The 14420-nt window shown below is 66.4% G+C and carries 12 protein-coding genes; 6 read left to right on the top strand and 6 right to left on the bottom strand.

All coding sequences use genetic code 11. The features are described from left to right. The first annotated feature begins 121 nt into the window (after positions 1 to 121). On the top strand, positions 122 to 835 hold the full coding sequence (gene lapG, locus FHW81_RS15395) for a cysteine protease LapG (protein ID WP_023090700.1): 714 nt from the start codon (positions 122 to 124) through the stop codon (positions 833 to 835). Further along, positions 836 to 2788 (top strand): cyclic di-GMP receptor LapD, encoded by a 1953-nt coding sequence (gene lapD / locus FHW81_RS15390; RefSeq protein WP_023090701.1) that lies wholly within the window; start codon positions 836 to 838, stop codon positions 2786 to 2788. A 106-nt stretch (positions 2789 to 2894) separates the two neighbouring features. On the opposite strand, the gene lasI is transcribed toward lapD, so the two are convergent. Then, on the bottom strand, positions 2895 to 3500 hold the full coding sequence (gene lasI / locus FHW81_RS15385; RefSeq protein ID WP_003083017.1) for an acyl-homoserine-lactone synthase LasI: 606 nt from the start codon (positions 3498 to 3500) through the stop codon (positions 2895 to 2897). 131 nt (positions 3501 to 3631) lie between these two features. Between lasI and rsaL the strand changes: the two genes are divergently transcribed. Further along, positions 3632 to 3874, top strand: coding sequence for a quorum-sensing transcriptional regulator RsaL (gene rsaL / locus FHW81_RS15380; RefSeq protein WP_003083010.1), 243 nt, complete (start codon positions 3632 to 3634; stop codon positions 3872 to 3874). Here the strand turns inward: rsaL and lasR are convergent. From lasR to FHW81_RS15365, 3 genes are all read right to left on the bottom strand, one after another. Continuing rightward, positions 3864 to 4583 carry a transcriptional regulator LasR gene (gene lasR / locus FHW81_RS15375; RefSeq protein ID WP_003082999.1) on the bottom strand — a complete coding sequence of 240 codons (720 nt, stop codon included), beginning with the start codon at positions 4581 to 4583 and terminating at the stop codon, positions 3864 to 3866. The two genes, rsaL and lasR, sit on opposite strands and share 11 nt — an antisense overlap. A 450-nt stretch (positions 4584 to 5033) precedes the next feature. Further along, positions 5034 to 7742, bottom strand: a complete 2709-nt coding sequence (locus FHW81_RS15370) for a cation-transporting P-type ATPase (RefSeq protein WP_003116553.1) — start codon at positions 7740 to 7742, stop codon at positions 5034 to 5036. Between the two features lie 165 nt (positions 7743 to 7907). Continuing rightward, positions 7908 to 8339 (bottom strand): acetyltransferase, encoded by a 432-nt coding sequence (locus FHW81_RS15365; protein WP_003082981.1) that lies wholly within the window; start codon positions 8337 to 8339, stop codon positions 7908 to 7910. A gap of 259 nt (positions 8340 to 8598) precedes the next feature. On the opposite strand from FHW81_RS15365, the gene FHW81_RS15360 reads away from it, so the two are divergent. Continuing rightward, the gene (locus FHW81_RS15360; RefSeq protein WP_034054633.1) at positions 8599 to 10188 is read left to right on the top strand and encodes an antimicrobial peptide ABC transporter ATPase; all 1590 of its coding nucleotides are present in this window, start codon (positions 8599 to 8601) and stop codon (positions 10186 to 10188) included. Here the strand turns inward: FHW81_RS15360 and FHW81_RS15355 are convergent. Further along, positions 10154 to 11770, bottom strand: coding sequence for an ATP-binding cassette domain-containing protein (locus FHW81_RS15355; protein WP_073636995.1), 1617 nt, complete (start codon positions 11768 to 11770; stop codon positions 10154 to 10156). The two genes, FHW81_RS15360 and FHW81_RS15355, sit on opposite strands and share 35 nt — an antisense overlap. A 196-nt stretch (positions 11771 to 11966) precedes the next feature. Here FHW81_RS15355 and FHW81_RS15350 point away from each other — a divergent pair, with 196 nt between their 5' ends. Then, positions 11967 to 12302, top strand: a complete 336-nt coding sequence (locus FHW81_RS15350) for a hypothetical protein (protein WP_003100463.1) — start codon at positions 11967 to 11969, stop codon at positions 12300 to 12302. Here the strand turns inward: FHW81_RS15350 and FHW81_RS15345 are convergent. Continuing rightward, complete coding sequence (locus FHW81_RS15345) at positions 12260 to 12871, bottom strand: tRNA-uridine aminocarboxypropyltransferase (protein ID WP_023090705.1); 612 nt, start codon at positions 12869 to 12871, stop codon at positions 12260 to 12262. The genes FHW81_RS15350 and FHW81_RS15345 overlap by 43 nt on opposite strands. Before the next feature lie 295 nt (positions 12872 to 13166). Here FHW81_RS15345 and bdlA point away from each other — a divergent pair, with 295 nt between their 5' ends. Further along, entirely contained in the window at positions 13167 to 14420 is a 1254-nt protein-coding gene (gene bdlA, locus FHW81_RS15340) for a biofilm dispersion protein BdlA (RefSeq protein WP_079278975.1), read from the top strand.

The following is a 14420-nucleotide window of genomic DNA, read 5'->3' as shown; positions in this document are numbered from 1 at the left end:
GCGCAGCGGGACCCCACCCTGACCCCTGAATGACAATCCTGTCAGTTTCGCCGGACACCCCGCGCTGGCAGGCCGCCCGGCGCTCTCGTAGACTTCGCTGAGTCCTTCCGGAGCCCGCTCGATGTCCCCAACCCCCGGCGCCCGCCGGCCCTGCCCCAGGGCCTACGCCCCCTGGCTGCTGTCGCTGGCGACGACATTGCTGCTGGCAGTCGGCGCGGCGCTGGCGCAGTGGGACCTGGAGTCGATACTGAGCCGTGCCGAGCAGCGCTACGGCGAGCTGGGCGCGGCGAAATCACGCCTGGGCGACTGGGGCCGCCTGCTCGAACAGGGCGGCACGCTCGACGAAGCGGCCAAGCTGCGCGCGGTCAACGACTTCTTCAACCAATCGCTACGCTTCACCGACGACATCGAGATCTGGCGACAGGAAGACTACTGGGCGACTCCGGTCGAGGCGCTGGTCAAGGGCGCCGCCGACTGCGAGGACTACGCCATCGCCAAGTACGTGACCCTGCGTCGCCTCGGCGTCGCCAGCGACAAGCTGCGCATCACCTACGTCAAGGCCCTGCGCCTGAACCAGGCGCACATGGTGCTGACCTGGTACGCCAGCCCGGGCGCCGACCCACTGGTGCTGGACAACCTGATCGGCGAGATCCGCCCCGCTTCGCAACGCGACGACCTGTTGCCGGTGTACGCCTTCAATGCCGAGGGCCTCTGGCTGCCCGGCGCCGACGGCGGACGCCGGACCGGCGACAGCAAGAAGCTGTCGCGCTGGCAGGACCTGCTGACCAAGATGCGCGCCGAAGGCCTCGACCTCGACGCACCCAAGGAGGATTGAATGTCACTGCTCAAGCAATTGTTCCTCGCCATCTGCCTGTTCCTCGTCGTCGCCTTCAGCGGCAGCTTCGTCAGCAGCGTGGAGAACTCCCGCGAGCAATTGCGCGGCCAGTTGCGCTCCCACGCCCAGGACGCCGCCACCGCCCTCGGCCTGTCCCTGACGCCGCACGTGGACGACCCGGCGATGGTGCAACTGATGGTCAGCTCGATCTTCGACAGCGGCTACTTCGCCAGCATCCGGGTGATCGACATCAAGAGCGGCAAGCCGCTGGTCGAGCGCGTGCAGGCGCATGCCGAGCGTACGGTGCCCGGCTGGTTCGAACGCCTGGTGGATCTCCAGCCCCAGGGTGGCGACGCGCTGATCATGCGCGGCTGGGAACAGGCGGCGCGGGTCGAGGTGGTCAGCCATCCGCAATTCGCCCTGGCGCGCCTGTGGGACAGCGCCCTGGGCAGCCTCTACTGGTTGCTGGCCTGCGGCGCGGTGAGCCTGCTGCTTGGCGGCTGGCTGCTGCGCCGCCAACTGCGCCCGCTCGACCAGATGGTGCGCCAGGCCCATGCCATCAGCCGGCGGGAATTCCTCAGCCTGCCCAGGCTGCCGCGCACGCCGGAGCTGCGCCGCGTGGTGCAGGCGATGAACCAGATGGTGGAGAAACTTCGCACGCTGTTCGCCGAGGAGGCCGCGCGTAGCGACAAGCTACGCGCCCAGGCCTACCAGGACAGTCTCACCGGCCTGCCCAACCGGCGCCTGTTCGACGCCCGCCTCAACGAACAGCTGGGTGCCGGCGAGCACGAGCATGCCGGGCAGCTCCTGCTGCTGCGCCTGAACGACCTGAACGGGCTGAACCAGCGTCTCGGCGGGCAACGCACGGATGAACTGATCCAGGCGGTCGCCCGCTTGCTGGTCGACTCCTGCGGCCAGCAAGGGCGCGCCGACTGGCTGCTGGCCCGCAGCCGCGGCGGCGAGTTCGCCGTGCTGGCTCCCGGTTGCTCCCGCGAGCAGGCCGAACGCCTGGCCGAGGAACTCTGCGAAGGCCTGGAGAACCTTGCCCGCACCGGTGCCAGCGATCTCACGCCGGTCGCCTATCTCGGTATCAGCGCGTTCGCCGAAGGCGACTCGCCCGCGGATCTCATGGCCCGTGCCGACCAGGCCCTGGCCCAGGCCGAAAGCCAGCCCGCCCAGCCCTGGGCGAGCCAGGACGGCACCGCGCTCGCGGCGCTCAACGATAGCCAGGACTGGCACGACTGGATCGACCAGGCCCTGACGGAGCGCCGCCTGCTGCTCTATTTCCAGCCGGTGGTGGACTGCCTGGACACCCAGCGCGTCCTCCACCACAAGGTCCTCGCGCGTCTGCTCGACCCGCAGGCCACGGCCATCGCCGCCGGGCGCTTCCTGCCCTGGATAGAACGTTTCGGCTGGGCCGCGCGCCTGGACCTGGCGATGCTCGAACAGAGCCTGGAGCACCTGCGGCGCCATCCACGGCCGCTGGCGCTGAGCCTGTCGGCCGCCAGTGTCCGCAATGCGCAGACGTTTGCCCCGCTACTGGCCCTGCTCAAGGCGCATCCGCAGGAGGCGCGCCAGCTGACCCTGGAACTGGACGAGCGGCACCTGCCAGCCGCGGCCGAACTGGAACGCCTCAGCCAGGTCCTGCGCGAACTGGGCTGCGGTCTCGGCCTGCAGCATTTCGGCGGCCGCTTCAGCCTGATCGGCAACCTTACCCATCTGGGGCTGGCCTACCTCAAGCTGGACGGCTGCTACCTGCACGCCGTCGACCGGGAAGGCGACAAGCGGTTGTTCATCGAAGCGGTCTATCGCACCACCCACAGCATCGATCTACCGTTGATCGCGGAACAGGTGGAAACCCTCGGTGAACTCGAAGTACTGCGGGAAATGGGTTTGCGTGGCGCCATGGGACGCCTGTTCGGCAGCCCGGCGCCCTGGTCCGGGGATGCCTGATAGCGAGTCCGGAGCGGGTCGGACTCGCTTTACAGCGGATTCGGCATCGACGCCAGGCGCTCCCTCTCCGACAGAGAACGCGCCGGCGCGAGCCGACAGATCCCCGTCATGAAACCGCCAGTCGCTGTTCCACCAGCACTCCCCCGTAAAGCGCGATCTGGGTCTTGGCATTGAGTTCGATGCGCAAGGCCACCGCGCGCTCGATGCCGATCTTCAGGTGCGGACCGAAGCGCGATACGTCCAGGCCGGCACGGATCATCATCTTCTCCACGCCTACGGTGGTTACCGTCACCAGCGTCTGGATGTCGTTCTGCAGGCTGTAGCGGGCCAGCGCGCGCATCGCCTCCAGCGTACAGTCGGAAAAGCCCAGCGAGCCTTTCTGTCCAGAGTTGATGGCGAAACGGCTGAGTTCCCAGATGTGCGGCGAGCAAGGCGCTTCCTTGCCGTGCAGAAGCTCCGGGAAGGTGTTCTTCAGCATGTAGGGGCCAGTGGTATCGAGAATTCGCCAGCAACCGAAAACCTGGGCTTCAGGAGTATCTTCCTGGATCAACATGTAATAAGGACTGAGTGCGTCATAACCATCGATTTCCATCTCGTCGATGACACTAACGTCCCAGCCTTTGCGCTCCTTGAACACTTGAGCACGCAACTTGTGCATCTCGCCCAGCAGTTTTTTATCGAACTCTTCGCGCCGACCAATTTGTACGATCATCTTCACTTCCTCCAAATAGGAAGCTGAAGAATTTATGCAAATTTCATAATTTTATAACTAGCAAATGAGATAGATTTCGGTGAACCCGGACCCTTGCTAGGCTCGAAGAAACGTCCGAAAAGATCAGAGCAATGGCTTCACACGAGAGAACACAGCCCCAAAACATGGCCTTCCGGGCAAAGGCCACCCGCACCGCCCGACGGGAAAGCCAGGAAACTTTCTGGAGCCGCTTCGGGATAAGCCAATCCTGCGGCAGTCGTTTCGAGAATGGCGAGAACCTGCCCTTCCCTATATATCTGCTTTTGCATTTCTATATAGAAGGGCAAATTACCGATCGCCAGCTCGCCGACCTGAGAGGCAAGATCAGAGAGTAATAAGACCCAAATTAACGGCCATAATGGCCGCTACGCGGCGGGAGGTCACACCGAACTTCCGCCGAATATTTCCCATATGGAAGTTCACATTGGCTTCCGAGCAGTTGCAGATAACCGATATCTCCCAACTGGTCTTGCCGATGGCGCACCACTGCAACACTTCCTTCTCCCGGCTGGTCAGAACCACCGGTTTGCTGACCGGATGTTCGAAGGCCAGTCCGGCACCGCTCTGCAGTGCGTAGTCCTTGAGCATCCACAGGGTCGGCAGGACCGACTCCATGAAACGGTTGGCCTCGGCCCGGTTTTCCGCTTCCACGCTGAGGCTCAGCGCGCCGAGTTCGCCGCGAGCACCATGCAGCGGCATGGTCAGCCCATACACCAGGCCGGCGGCCGAGGCTTCCTCGAAGAACTCGTGCTGCTTTCGCGTCTGGTAGATGGACGGTTCCCAGAAAATCGGCAGTACGCTCTGGGTACAGTGACTGACCGTCGGGTCGACCCGCGCGTAGCCAGCCCGGTCGTAATGCTCGCGCCAGGCGGCCGGGTAGTTGCCGACGATGAAGGCGTTCTCGTAGTCCTGGCTGTCCTTAGGCAACAGGCCGAACAGGATCTTCGAGAATCCAAGGTCGCTCGCCATCTTCTGCAGGATGGCGCTCCACTCCAATTTTCCACTTGAGCGTTCCAGCTCAAGAAAACCGTCAACCAAGGCCATAGCGCTACGTTCTTCTTAAACTATTAACCAATCAGCCAAATATGGATTCGGCACCCGATATCCGGCACGTTGTACGGCAGTCCGAGAATCCCGGCTTCCTGCCGAGGCGCATGCGCCCGTGCCCGACGACCCCTGAAGATGTCCAGTCAGCCCACTCTATAGAGTTGGCGTTGTGCCGGAAAGGCACATTTCAGTCCCACTTAACAATAGACCGCAGCGTTTGATGCACCTAGTACGATACCCGTCCTAGAGGGTAAGCAAACGTTTAAATGTGATCTAGATCACATTTTATGCGAACTGAATACCCAGTCACACCTGGTCCCCGGGTTCACTGTCGGCCCATCGCCACGCGTGCGACCGCTCTCGGCCGGGCGATCCGAGGCGCAGACGTCTGTGCGCGGCGCACGCGCAAAGGCACAGCGCCACGGCCAAGGGGGCGACCTCGCGGCGTCAGGCCTGCCGGGCACGGACCCGGCGACATAGCCACTTTTCCAGTTCGGCGACGCAGAACAGGCCGAGCCCGGCCAGCAGCACCCGCGCCCACTCGCCCGGGGCCAGGCCGACCGAGCCGAACAGCGCCTGCAACGGCGGCGCGTAGGTATAGAGCAGTTGCAGCACCACGCAGGCGGCGATCGCCAGCAAGACCTGGCGGTTGCCGAACAGGCCCTCGCGGCTGAGCACCGAATCGTAGATATGCCGGCTGTTGAGCAGGTAGAACATCTCGCACACCACCACGCTGTTCACCGCCATGGTCCGCGCGCTCTCCAGCCCGGTGCCATGCTCCAGCTCCCAGAGGAACAGGCCCAGGGCGCCCGCCATCATCAGCAGCGAGACCAGCAGCACCCGCCAGACGAAGAACAGCGACAACAGGGGCTCCGCCGGCGGACGCGGCGGACGCTGCATCAGGCCGCGCTCGGCCGGATCGAAGGCCAGCGCCAGGCCCAGGGTGCTGGAGGTGACCATGTTGATCCAGAGGATCTGCGCCGGCGTCATCGGCAGGGTCAACTGGAACAGGATCGCGGCGATCACGATCAGCGCCTCGCCACCGTTGGTCGGCAGCATGAAGAGGATGAATTTCTTCAGGTTGTCGTAGACCGCCCTTCCCTCGCGCACGGCATTGGCGATGGTGGCGAAATTGTCGTCGGCGAGGACCACCTCAGCCGCCTCCTTGGCCGCCTCGGTGCCCTTGTTGCCCATCGCTACGCCGACGTCGGCGCGCTTCAGCGCCGGCGCATCGTTGACCCCGTCGCCGGTCATCGCCACCACCTCGCCGCTGGCCTGCAGGGCCTGCACCAGGCGCAGCTTGTGCTCAGGGCTGGCGCGGGCGAACACATCGACGCCCGGCAGCACTTCGCGCAGGCGCTGGTCGTCGAGCAACTCGATCTCCGCGCCGGTCAGCGCCGGCCGGTCGATGCCGATCCCGAGCATGGCGCCGATCGCCCGCGCGGTGTCGACGTGGTCGCCGGTGATCATCTTCACCGCGATACCCGCCGCCTGGCATTCGGCGACCGCGGCCACGGCCTCCTCGCGCGGAGGGTCGATGATGCCCACCAGGGCCAGCAGGGTGAAGCCATGTTCCACGTCGGCGAAATCCAGCGTGCGCTGCTCCGCCGGCATCGCCCGTCGGGCGATGGCCAGCAGGCGCAGACCGCGAGCGGCGGTGTCGGTGGCCAGGCGCCGCCAGTAGTCCGGGTCCAGCGGCCGCACCGAGTCGCCCACCCGTTCAGCCTCGCACATGTCGAGGATGCGCTCCGGCGCGCCCTTCAGGTAGACCATCGCCTGGCCTGCGTGGTCGTGGTGCAGGGTGGCCATGAAGCGATGCTCGGACTCGAACGGAATCGCATCGCTGCGTGGCCGTTCCGCCGCCAGCGCCTGCGGATCGAGGCCCAGCTTGAGGCCGAGGCTGAGCAGCGCGCCTTCGGTGGGGTCGCCCTCCAGTTGCCATGCCTCGCCCTCCTGGTGCAGGCGCGCCTCGTTGCACAACAGCGCCGCGCGACCGATCTCCTGCAGATCGTCGCGTCCGGCGGGATCGAGGCCTTCGCCGTTGTGGCTGAAACCACCCAGGGGGGCGTAACCGGCGCCGCTGACCTCGATTACCTGGTCGGCGGTGACGATACGCTGCACGGTCATCTCGTTGCGGGTCAGGGTGCCGGTCTTGTCCGAGCAGATCACCGTCACCGAACCCAGCGTCTCCACCGCCGGCAGGCGGCTGACGATGGCGTTGCGCCGGGCCATGCGCTGTACGCCGAGGGCGAGGATCACCGTCATGATCGCCGGCAGTCCCTCGGGAATCGCCGAGGCGGTCAGCGCCACCACCAGCATGAACATGTCCACCATCGGCTGGCCCTGCCAGAGGGTGCCGAGGACGAAGGTGGCGCCGGCCAGCAACAGGATCGCCAGGGCCAGCCAGCGACTGAAGCTGGCGATCTGTCGCAGCAGCGGAGTGGCCAGGGTGCGGACTTCGCGCAACAGCGTACCGATCCGGCCCAGTTCGGTATCCCCGGCGGTGGCGACCACCACTCCGCGCGCCTGGCCGCTGGTCACCAGGGTGCCGGAATAGGCCATGCAACGGCGGTCGCCGAGCAGCGCGTCGATGGCCACCGCGACGCAGCCCTTCTCCACCGGCACCGACTCACCGGTCAGGGCCGACTCGTCGACATGGAAGTTCTTCGTTTCGAACAGCCGCAGGTCGGCCGGCACCCGGTCGCCGGAGGCCAGCAGCACCACGTCGCCCGGTACCAGGCGTTCGGCGTCCAGCGCCTGGCGCTGGCCGTCGCGCAGGACCAGGGCATGCAGCGAAAGCATGTCGCGGATGGCGTCCAGCGCGTTGGCCGCCTTGCCCTCCTGGACGAAACCGATCAGCGCGTTGACCACCACCGCCAGGAGGATTACCGCACTGTCCACCCAGAAGCCGAGCAGCGCGGTGACCAGCGAGGCGAACAGCATCATGTACAGCAGGACGTTGTGGAACTGCCGCAGCAAGCGCAGCAGCGGCCCCTGGCGTTTCGGCGCGGGCAATCGGTTGTAGCCGTGCGCCGCCAGGCGGCGGGCGGCTTCGTCCGCGTCCAGACCGGCGGCGGAGCTGTGCAATCGTTCCAGCACCCGTTGCGGCGGGCTGGCATGGGCGTCGCGGGAAGACAGGGGTGGGATGCCGTTCATGGGATTCCTGCGCCTCGTTCTGATGAACAGAACTATCGGGCAGGCCTGCGCCGCAACGTTTGACCTGTCTCAAACGGATGCTTGCAGTTGAAAGCATCTGGCCGGGGAAAACTTTTCCGGATGTTGCGCGGCACCTCGCTCCACAGGGCGAGGTGCCGCGTCCTCCTACAGGCTCATGTGCAGCAGCGGGAACGGCCGCCCCGCCGAGTCGGTCGCGGAGCGGCCGGTCTGGCGGAACCCATAGTGTCGATAGAAGCCGCAGGCCTGCGGGTTCTGCTCGTTGACATCGACGCTCAGGCGCGGCCAGGTCGCCCGCGCATGATCGAGCAGGCGTCGGCCGATACCCCGGCCGCGCAGCCCGGGTTCGACGAAGAGCATCTCGACATGCGCCTGGTTCAGGCCGATGAAGCCCTGGGCCACGCCGTCGTCGTCGACCAGCACCCAGACCTCGACGGCCGGCAGGTACAGGTCGCGGACCTGTGGGTAAAGCTCGACGATGTCCGCTTCACTGAGAAAGTCGTGGGTCGCGCGGACGGAACGTTCCCACAGGTCGACCAATGCCGTGTTGTCGGCGTCGACGCGCTTGCGAATGTGCATGCTGGATTCCTTTATCCGAAAGATTCCAGGTAGAACGAAAGGCAGCCGCGACCGCCAGGCCGGGCGCCACGCTGAGGTTCGTCGCCTGGATGCCCGTGGCGCGAATCAACGCATGGACGGTGCACAGCGGCGGCGACGAGGGAGGAAGGGAGCGCCATCCTAGAAGAAAACGACCGGTCGGAACAGCCGCTCTTCCCATGCTTTTCCCGAAACGACGAATGAACGACACTGCGCCCGACTCTTTTTCCCGGTATCGCCCATGCCCAACTCCCCGCTTCCTTCCGGCCGCAGGCTGCCCGCTTGCGCCTTCGCCGACATCGGCGAGCCCTACGCCGTGTTCCAGGCTCCCGGCGGCGCGCTCCTTGCGGTGGCCAGCGCCTTTCATGGGCAACACCCGGGCCGACAGCTCGACGTCTACGAACAGAGCCTGCGCCTGTACCGCGGCGGCGACCTCGAATGCATCGCCGTCCTGCCGGACCTGGGCTTTCCGCTCAACGCCATCGCCTGGCACCCGAGCCGGCCCGTACTGGTGATCGGCGGCGGACGCTACGACGGCGGCGCCTTCTTCGAAGGCGGTCTGCTGGCCTGGGACTACGCGAGCGGCAAGACCCAATCGCTGCTCGCCGACAACCGCGAAGTGCTCGCCTGCGACTTCGAGGACGACGGCCGGCGCCTGACCTTCACCGTCGCCCCCAGCGACGACCTGGAGGACCGACCGTTGTTCCGCCAGCGCCATTCGCTAGCCTTTCAGGTCGACGCCCCACTGGTGCTGGACGACTTGCCCGGCACCCGCCTGCCCTTCGACTGGGCCCTCTACCCTGCCTCGACACAACGCGAAGCAGCGCTGCCGATCCTGGAAAACCTCGCCCTGGGCAAAGATCGGCGGTTCCTGCATCGTCCACCGGTGTGGGACCTGTGCTTTCTCGACGGACAACGCCTGGCCATCGCCCGCGCCAACCCCCGGCTCGAGCTCTGGAATCTGGCCGACGACAGCCTGCGCAGCTTCGAACTGGCCGAACGGGGCCAGTGCCTGCAGGTCTTCCATAACGCCACGGACGACAGCCTGCTGGTCAATCTGCAACTCGGGTATGCCGCCCAGCGACTGTTCAAGGTGCCGCTGACACCGGGACAACCGCTGCTCCTGAGCGACTGCCGCCATCTGCTGGCGCAATCCGCCCAAGGCGGTTTTCTCGCCCGCCAGATCGCCCTCGAGGGCAAAGACCTGGAAGACCTCGTGCTCGACCCGGCCGGCCGGATCATCCACAGGCGCCGTCTCGGACACTACGACCTGTTCAACCATCATCTGCGCATCGACCGTGGCGAAGCCTTCTTCTACCTGGCCGGCAATCCGCCGGAGCAGCACCAGGACAAGGGCCTGTTCCGCCTCGACCCGCAGACCTTCAAGACCTGCGAAGTGCTACGCCTGGAGCGCCACCCGGAGCACTTCAACAATCTGCACGGCTGCCTGCTGGGCAATCGCCTGCTGCTCAACGCCAAGGTCTACAACTCGCCGCATCACGCCTACGGTACCCAGCGCCTGACCTGCTACGACCTGGAGAGCCGCGGCACGCTCTGGGGCGCGACCCTGTCCGCCCAGGTCAGCGCCTTCGCGCCGTTGCCCGGCGGACAATGGATCGCACTGGCGCTGGTCGATGGTCAGGTCGAGGTACGCGACCTCGCCAGCGGCGAATGTCGCTGGCGCTACCGCACGGCAGACGCCATACCGCTGTGCCTGGCAGTCAGCGACAAACTCCTCGCCATCGGTTTCAGCCACGGCGGAGTCAGCCTCCTGCAGGTCGCGGCGGATGGCCAGCTCATCGGTCCTCCAGGCGCCAACCCGCGGCAGTAGCCCGCAGTTCGCCGTCCAGCGCCAGGTGGCGGAGAAACACCGGGTCGTGGGACACCACCAGCAAGGCCCCACGGTACTGCCCGAGCATGCTTTCCAGGGCCTGCCGCGCAGCCAGGTCGAGGTGGTTGTCCGGTTCGTCGAGCAGTAGCAGCTGCGCCGGCCGGTCGGCGTAGAGCACCAGGGCCAGGGCCGCCTTCAGGCGTTCGCCGCCGCTCAGCGTCGCGCACGGCTGGGCGAGCCGTTCAGCCGGCAAGCCGAGTTGCGCCAGGCGCGTGCGCAGCCAGCTTTCGCCGCGACTGCGATTGACCTCCAGCAACTGCTCCAGCACGCCTCGCCCGTGGTCCAGCACGCTCAGCCGCTGGTCGAGATAGGCGGCGCCCACCGTCACCGCGCAGGTTCCCGCCAGCGGCGCCCGTTGCCCGGCCAGAAGCCGCAGCAGGGTCGACTTGCCGCTGCCGTTCGGGCCGACCAGCGCCAGCCGTCGCGGACCGCTCAGGAGCAGGTCGATTTCGCGCAACGGCCCGCACAGATGCGGCAGGACCGCGCCCTTCAACTCGACGATCCGGCGCTGTGCCGCCAGTTCGGCATCGGGCGAATCGAGCAGCAGCGGCGACGCCTCCTCGACCTCCCGGGCAGCCTCGCGCACCTCGCGGTCGAGACGCTCGCGCTCCGCCTGGTGGGCGTTGCGCAGCTTGCCGGCGCTGACCTCGCTACGTTCCCTGAACCCACCGAGCAGGATCTTCGCCTGGTTCGCCGTCTTGCCTTCGCGCCGGCCGCTGGCCTGGCGCCGCTCCTGGCGCTGCTGCTGTTCGCGCATGGCCAGGGTCTGCCGCTTGCGCTCCAGACGACGCTGGTCCAGGCGACGTTCGGCGGCCTCGCGCGCCTCCTCCCGGCTCTGCGCGTAGAAGGAATAGCCGCCGCCATAGCTGCGCAGGCCGAGGGTCGACAGCTCGACGATCCGCTGCATACCCTCCAGCAGTTCGCGGTCATGGCTGACCAGCAGCAGGCCGCCGTCCCATGCCGCCAGGCGCGCCCGCAGCAAAGCGCGTGCCGGCCCGTCGAGAGGGTTGCTCGGTTCGTCGAGGATGAGAAAGTCGGCGTCGTCGAGGAATGCGCCGAGCAGCGCTACGCGCATGCATTCGCCGCCGCTCAGGCGTTCGCTCGGGGTGTCCGCGCGGAGATGGCCGAGCCCCTCGGCGGCCAGGGCGTCGGCCAGGCGTTGGCGGATGTCCCAGCGCTCGCCCAGGCATTCGTAGTCGGCGGCGTCGAGGCTACCCGCCTCGATCCGCGCCAGCGCCTCCAGCCATGGGCGGACGCCGGCCAGATCGGCGACGGTCGGGTAGTCGGCCGGTTCGAGCTGCTGCGCCAGGTAGCGCACGCGCCCCTGGCGCCGGACGCTGCCGCTGGACGGCTGCAAGTGTCCGGCGAGCAGGCGCGCGAGCAGCGACTTGCCGACGCCGTTGCGTCCCACCAGCCCGGTGTGCCGGGTGTCGAAGGTTTCGTCGAGATCGGAAAACAGAAGGCTGCCGTCCGGCAGCTGGAAAGAGACGCCATCGAGCGTCAGGGTCGACGTATTCGTCATGGATACCCCCTTGATGCCATGCATTCCCCCGGGCCCTCGGGCCAGGGACGGAAAACCGGCCGTGCAGACACGGCAGCATCAATTGCGCATCGGACGAACACCTCGTACGGAAGGAAAGACCGCGGCAGTCTACTCCGCCCATGCGGCCCTGCCAATCGGGCATACTTTTCGTTTCCGACAGACACGACCGACCGACATGGCCAGACCGCGCATCTCCGAACTCTTCGAACAGGAACCCTCGCGCTGGGGCGGCCGTGGCGACCCCTACCTCTGGCAGGAAATGGCCGGGCAACTGGCGGACGCGTCCTGGCCGGCTTCCGCAGCGGCCCTGGAACACCTGCTCGGCGAGACCTTCGAGCGCCTCAGCGGCCATCCGCTGGAATACGATGCCTTGATCTACCTCGCGCGCCACGCCCACGGCGGCATGTCCAGCGGCATGGTCAGCCCGGAGTTCTGGCGCGAAACGGCAATCCCGGAACTGCTCGACCGCTATCGGCGGCGGCGCTCCTGGCTGAGATGGTTGCGCCGATAGGTGTCCTCGCCCATCGCCGCGATCTGCCCCTCGATCAGAGCATCGAAGGGTTTCAGCAAGGCTTCGTGGGTACGCGGCGCCTCCAGTTCGTCGAGCGCCGCAGCGATTGCTTCGATGGTCGACAGCGCGCCCTCTCCCGGCGCCTTGCGCAGGCGATAACGCGACGCCATGCCTTCGGCCAGGCTCACCCGCGGCAGGGCCGCCAGGGCCGGGTTCAGGTGCAGGAGCTTGCGCGCCTTGCGCCAGGTGCCGTCCGGCACCACCAGCAGGAGGGGCTCGCCGGCGGCCTCGGCGGCCATCTCTGCCAGCGCACGCGCCTGCTCGCCGGGAAACAGCAGGCAGGCCCGGTAGCCCGGTACCCGCCAGGTCTCCTCGGCGAAACGCTCGCCAACCCGCAGCTCCGCATTGCACAAGCCGAGGACGGCCAATCCTGCGGTATTCAACGCGTGCCCGACCTCGCTGGGGTGCTGCAGGACCAGCACCCGCGTACGCGACGGCAAGGAGGGAATCAGCGCGCAGAGGCAATGGCTGGTGGGGCGAGCGCAACGCTCGCAGCGGATACGTGGCATGGGACGACTCCTGGAAGGGGCCCAGTGTGCCACAGGCGGAGGGGCTTCCTCTCACTCGCAAAAACGTCATATTTCCGACGAATGGCGGTAATTTGTTTCACCCATTAAGAATAACGACGAATTTTTGTCGTTCGATGAAAAAATACAATCGTCCCACCCTCTCAACTCCCGCCCATCGGCGCCGAAGACAGGGATGAGCCCCTCTCTCTATCCAAGGATTTTTCTCATGTTCACTCGCAAGTACCGACAGATGAACGCCGACTTGCAACAGCAACTCGCCGCCGAGCGCCTGCACATGGCGGCCCTGGACCGCTCCATGGCGCGCGTGGAGTTCGATCCGGACGGCAATATCACCGATGCCAATGAGAATTTCCTGACCCTGCTGGGCTACCGCCGCGACGAGATCCTCGGCAAACCGCATCGCCAGCTTTGCGACGGCGCCTACGCGCAATCGGAAGACTACCGGCGCTTCTGGGAACGCCTGCGGCGCGGCGAACACTTTTCCGGCCGCTGCAAGCGCATTACCCGCGAGGGCCGGCCACTCTGGCTGGAAGCCACCTACAACCCCGTACGCGACGGGCAGGGTCGACTGCTCAAGGTGGTCAAGTACGCCAGCGACATCGATGCCATCGTCCACCAGGAACACGAGATGCAGAGCAAGCTGGATGCCCTGTCCCGCTCGATGGCGATGATCGAGTTCGACCTCGACGGCTATGTCCTCGCGGCCAACGACAACTTCCTCGCCACCATGGGCTATGGCCGAGCCGAGCTGGCCAGCGCCAACCACCGTCAGTTCTGCGAACCGGGCTACCGCGACGGCCCGCAGTACGCCGACCTCTGGCGCCGCCTGAACCGCGGCGAGTACGTCACCGGGCAGTTCCGCCGGGTCCACCGCAACGGCCAGCCGGTCTGGCTGGAAGCCAGCTACAACCCGGTCTACGACGCCGACGGCAAGCTCTACAAGGTGGTCAAGTTCGCCAGCGATGTCAGCGACCGCATGCGCCGCTACCAGGCCGAGGCGGACAACGCCCACCAGGCCCATACCCTGTCCACCGAGACCCGCACGGTCGCCGAACACGGCGCGCTGATCATCCAGAGCGCGGTGGAGGAAATGCTCAAGATCGCGAATACCCTGGATGCTTCCTCGCTGAACATCGGCGAACTGTCACAGCACTCGCAACAGATCACCTCGATCGTCAACACCATCCGCGAGATCGCCGAGCAGACCAACCTGCTCGCCCTCAATGCCGCCATCGAGGCCGCCCGCGCCGGCGACCAGGGTCGCGGCTTCGCCGTGGTGGCCGACGAGGTGCGGCAACTGGCGGAACGCACCAGCAAGTCGACCAAGGAGATCGCCGACATGATCGGTCGCATCCAGACCGGCACCCGCAGCGTCATCGACGACATGCAGCACAGCCAGGAACAGGCGCGGCGCGGCGTGGAGCTGGCCAACGAGGCCGGCGCGGCGATCCTCGGCATCCGCGAGAGCACGCACAAGGTGGTAGAAGCGGTGCAGCAGTTCTCGCGCACCCTCAACGCCGATCTCTAG

The organism is Pseudomonas sp. RC10-4-2, assembly GCF_050433085.1.
Taxonomy (GTDB): Bacteria; Pseudomonadota; Gammaproteobacteria; order Pseudomonadales; family Pseudomonadaceae; genus Pseudomonas; species Pseudomonas aeruginosa.
This window is presented reverse-complemented; position numbering and strand designations above follow the sequence as displayed.

Coding starts and splice junctions, on each gene's coding strand:
- lapG (WP_023090700.1), top strand. CDS start 122: ATGTCCCCAACCCCCGGCGCCCGCCGGCCCTGCCCCAGGGCCTACGCC.
- lapD (WP_023090701.1), top strand. CDS start 836: ATGTCACTGCTCAAGCAATTGTTCCTCGCCATCTGCCTGTTCCTCGTC.
- lasI (WP_003083017.1), bottom strand. CDS start 3,500: ATGATCGTACAAATTGGTCGGCGCGAAGAGTTCGATAAAAAACTGCTG.
- rsaL (WP_003083010.1), top strand. CDS start 3,632: ATGGCTTCACACGAGAGAACACAGCCCCAAAACATGGCCTTCCGGGCA.
- lasR (WP_003082999.1), bottom strand. CDS start 4,583: ATGGCCTTGGTTGACGGTTTTCTTGAGCTGGAACGCTCAAGTGGAAAA.
- FHW81_RS15370 (WP_003116553.1), bottom strand. CDS start 7,742: ATGAACGGCATCCCACCCCTGTCTTCCCGCGACGCCCATGCCAGCCCG.
- FHW81_RS15365 (WP_003082981.1), bottom strand. CDS start 8,339: ATGCACATTCGCAAGCGCGTCGACGCCGACAACACGGCATTGGTCGAC.
- FHW81_RS15360 (WP_034054633.1), top strand. CDS start 8,599: ATGCCCAACTCCCCGCTTCCTTCCGGCCGCAGGCTGCCCGCTTGCGCC.
- FHW81_RS15355 (WP_073636995.1), bottom strand. CDS start 11,770: ATGACGAATACGTCGACCCTGACGCTCGATGGCGTCTCTTTCCAGCTG.
- FHW81_RS15350 (WP_003100463.1), top strand. CDS start 11,967: ATGGCCAGACCGCGCATCTCCGAACTCTTCGAACAGGAACCCTCGCGC.
- FHW81_RS15345 (WP_023090705.1), bottom strand. CDS start 12,871: ATGCCACGTATCCGCTGCGAGCGTTGCGCTCGCCCCACCAGCCATTGC.
- bdlA (WP_079278975.1), top strand. CDS start 13,167: ATGGCGGCCCTGGACCGCTCCATGGCGCGCGTGGAGTTCGATCCGGAC.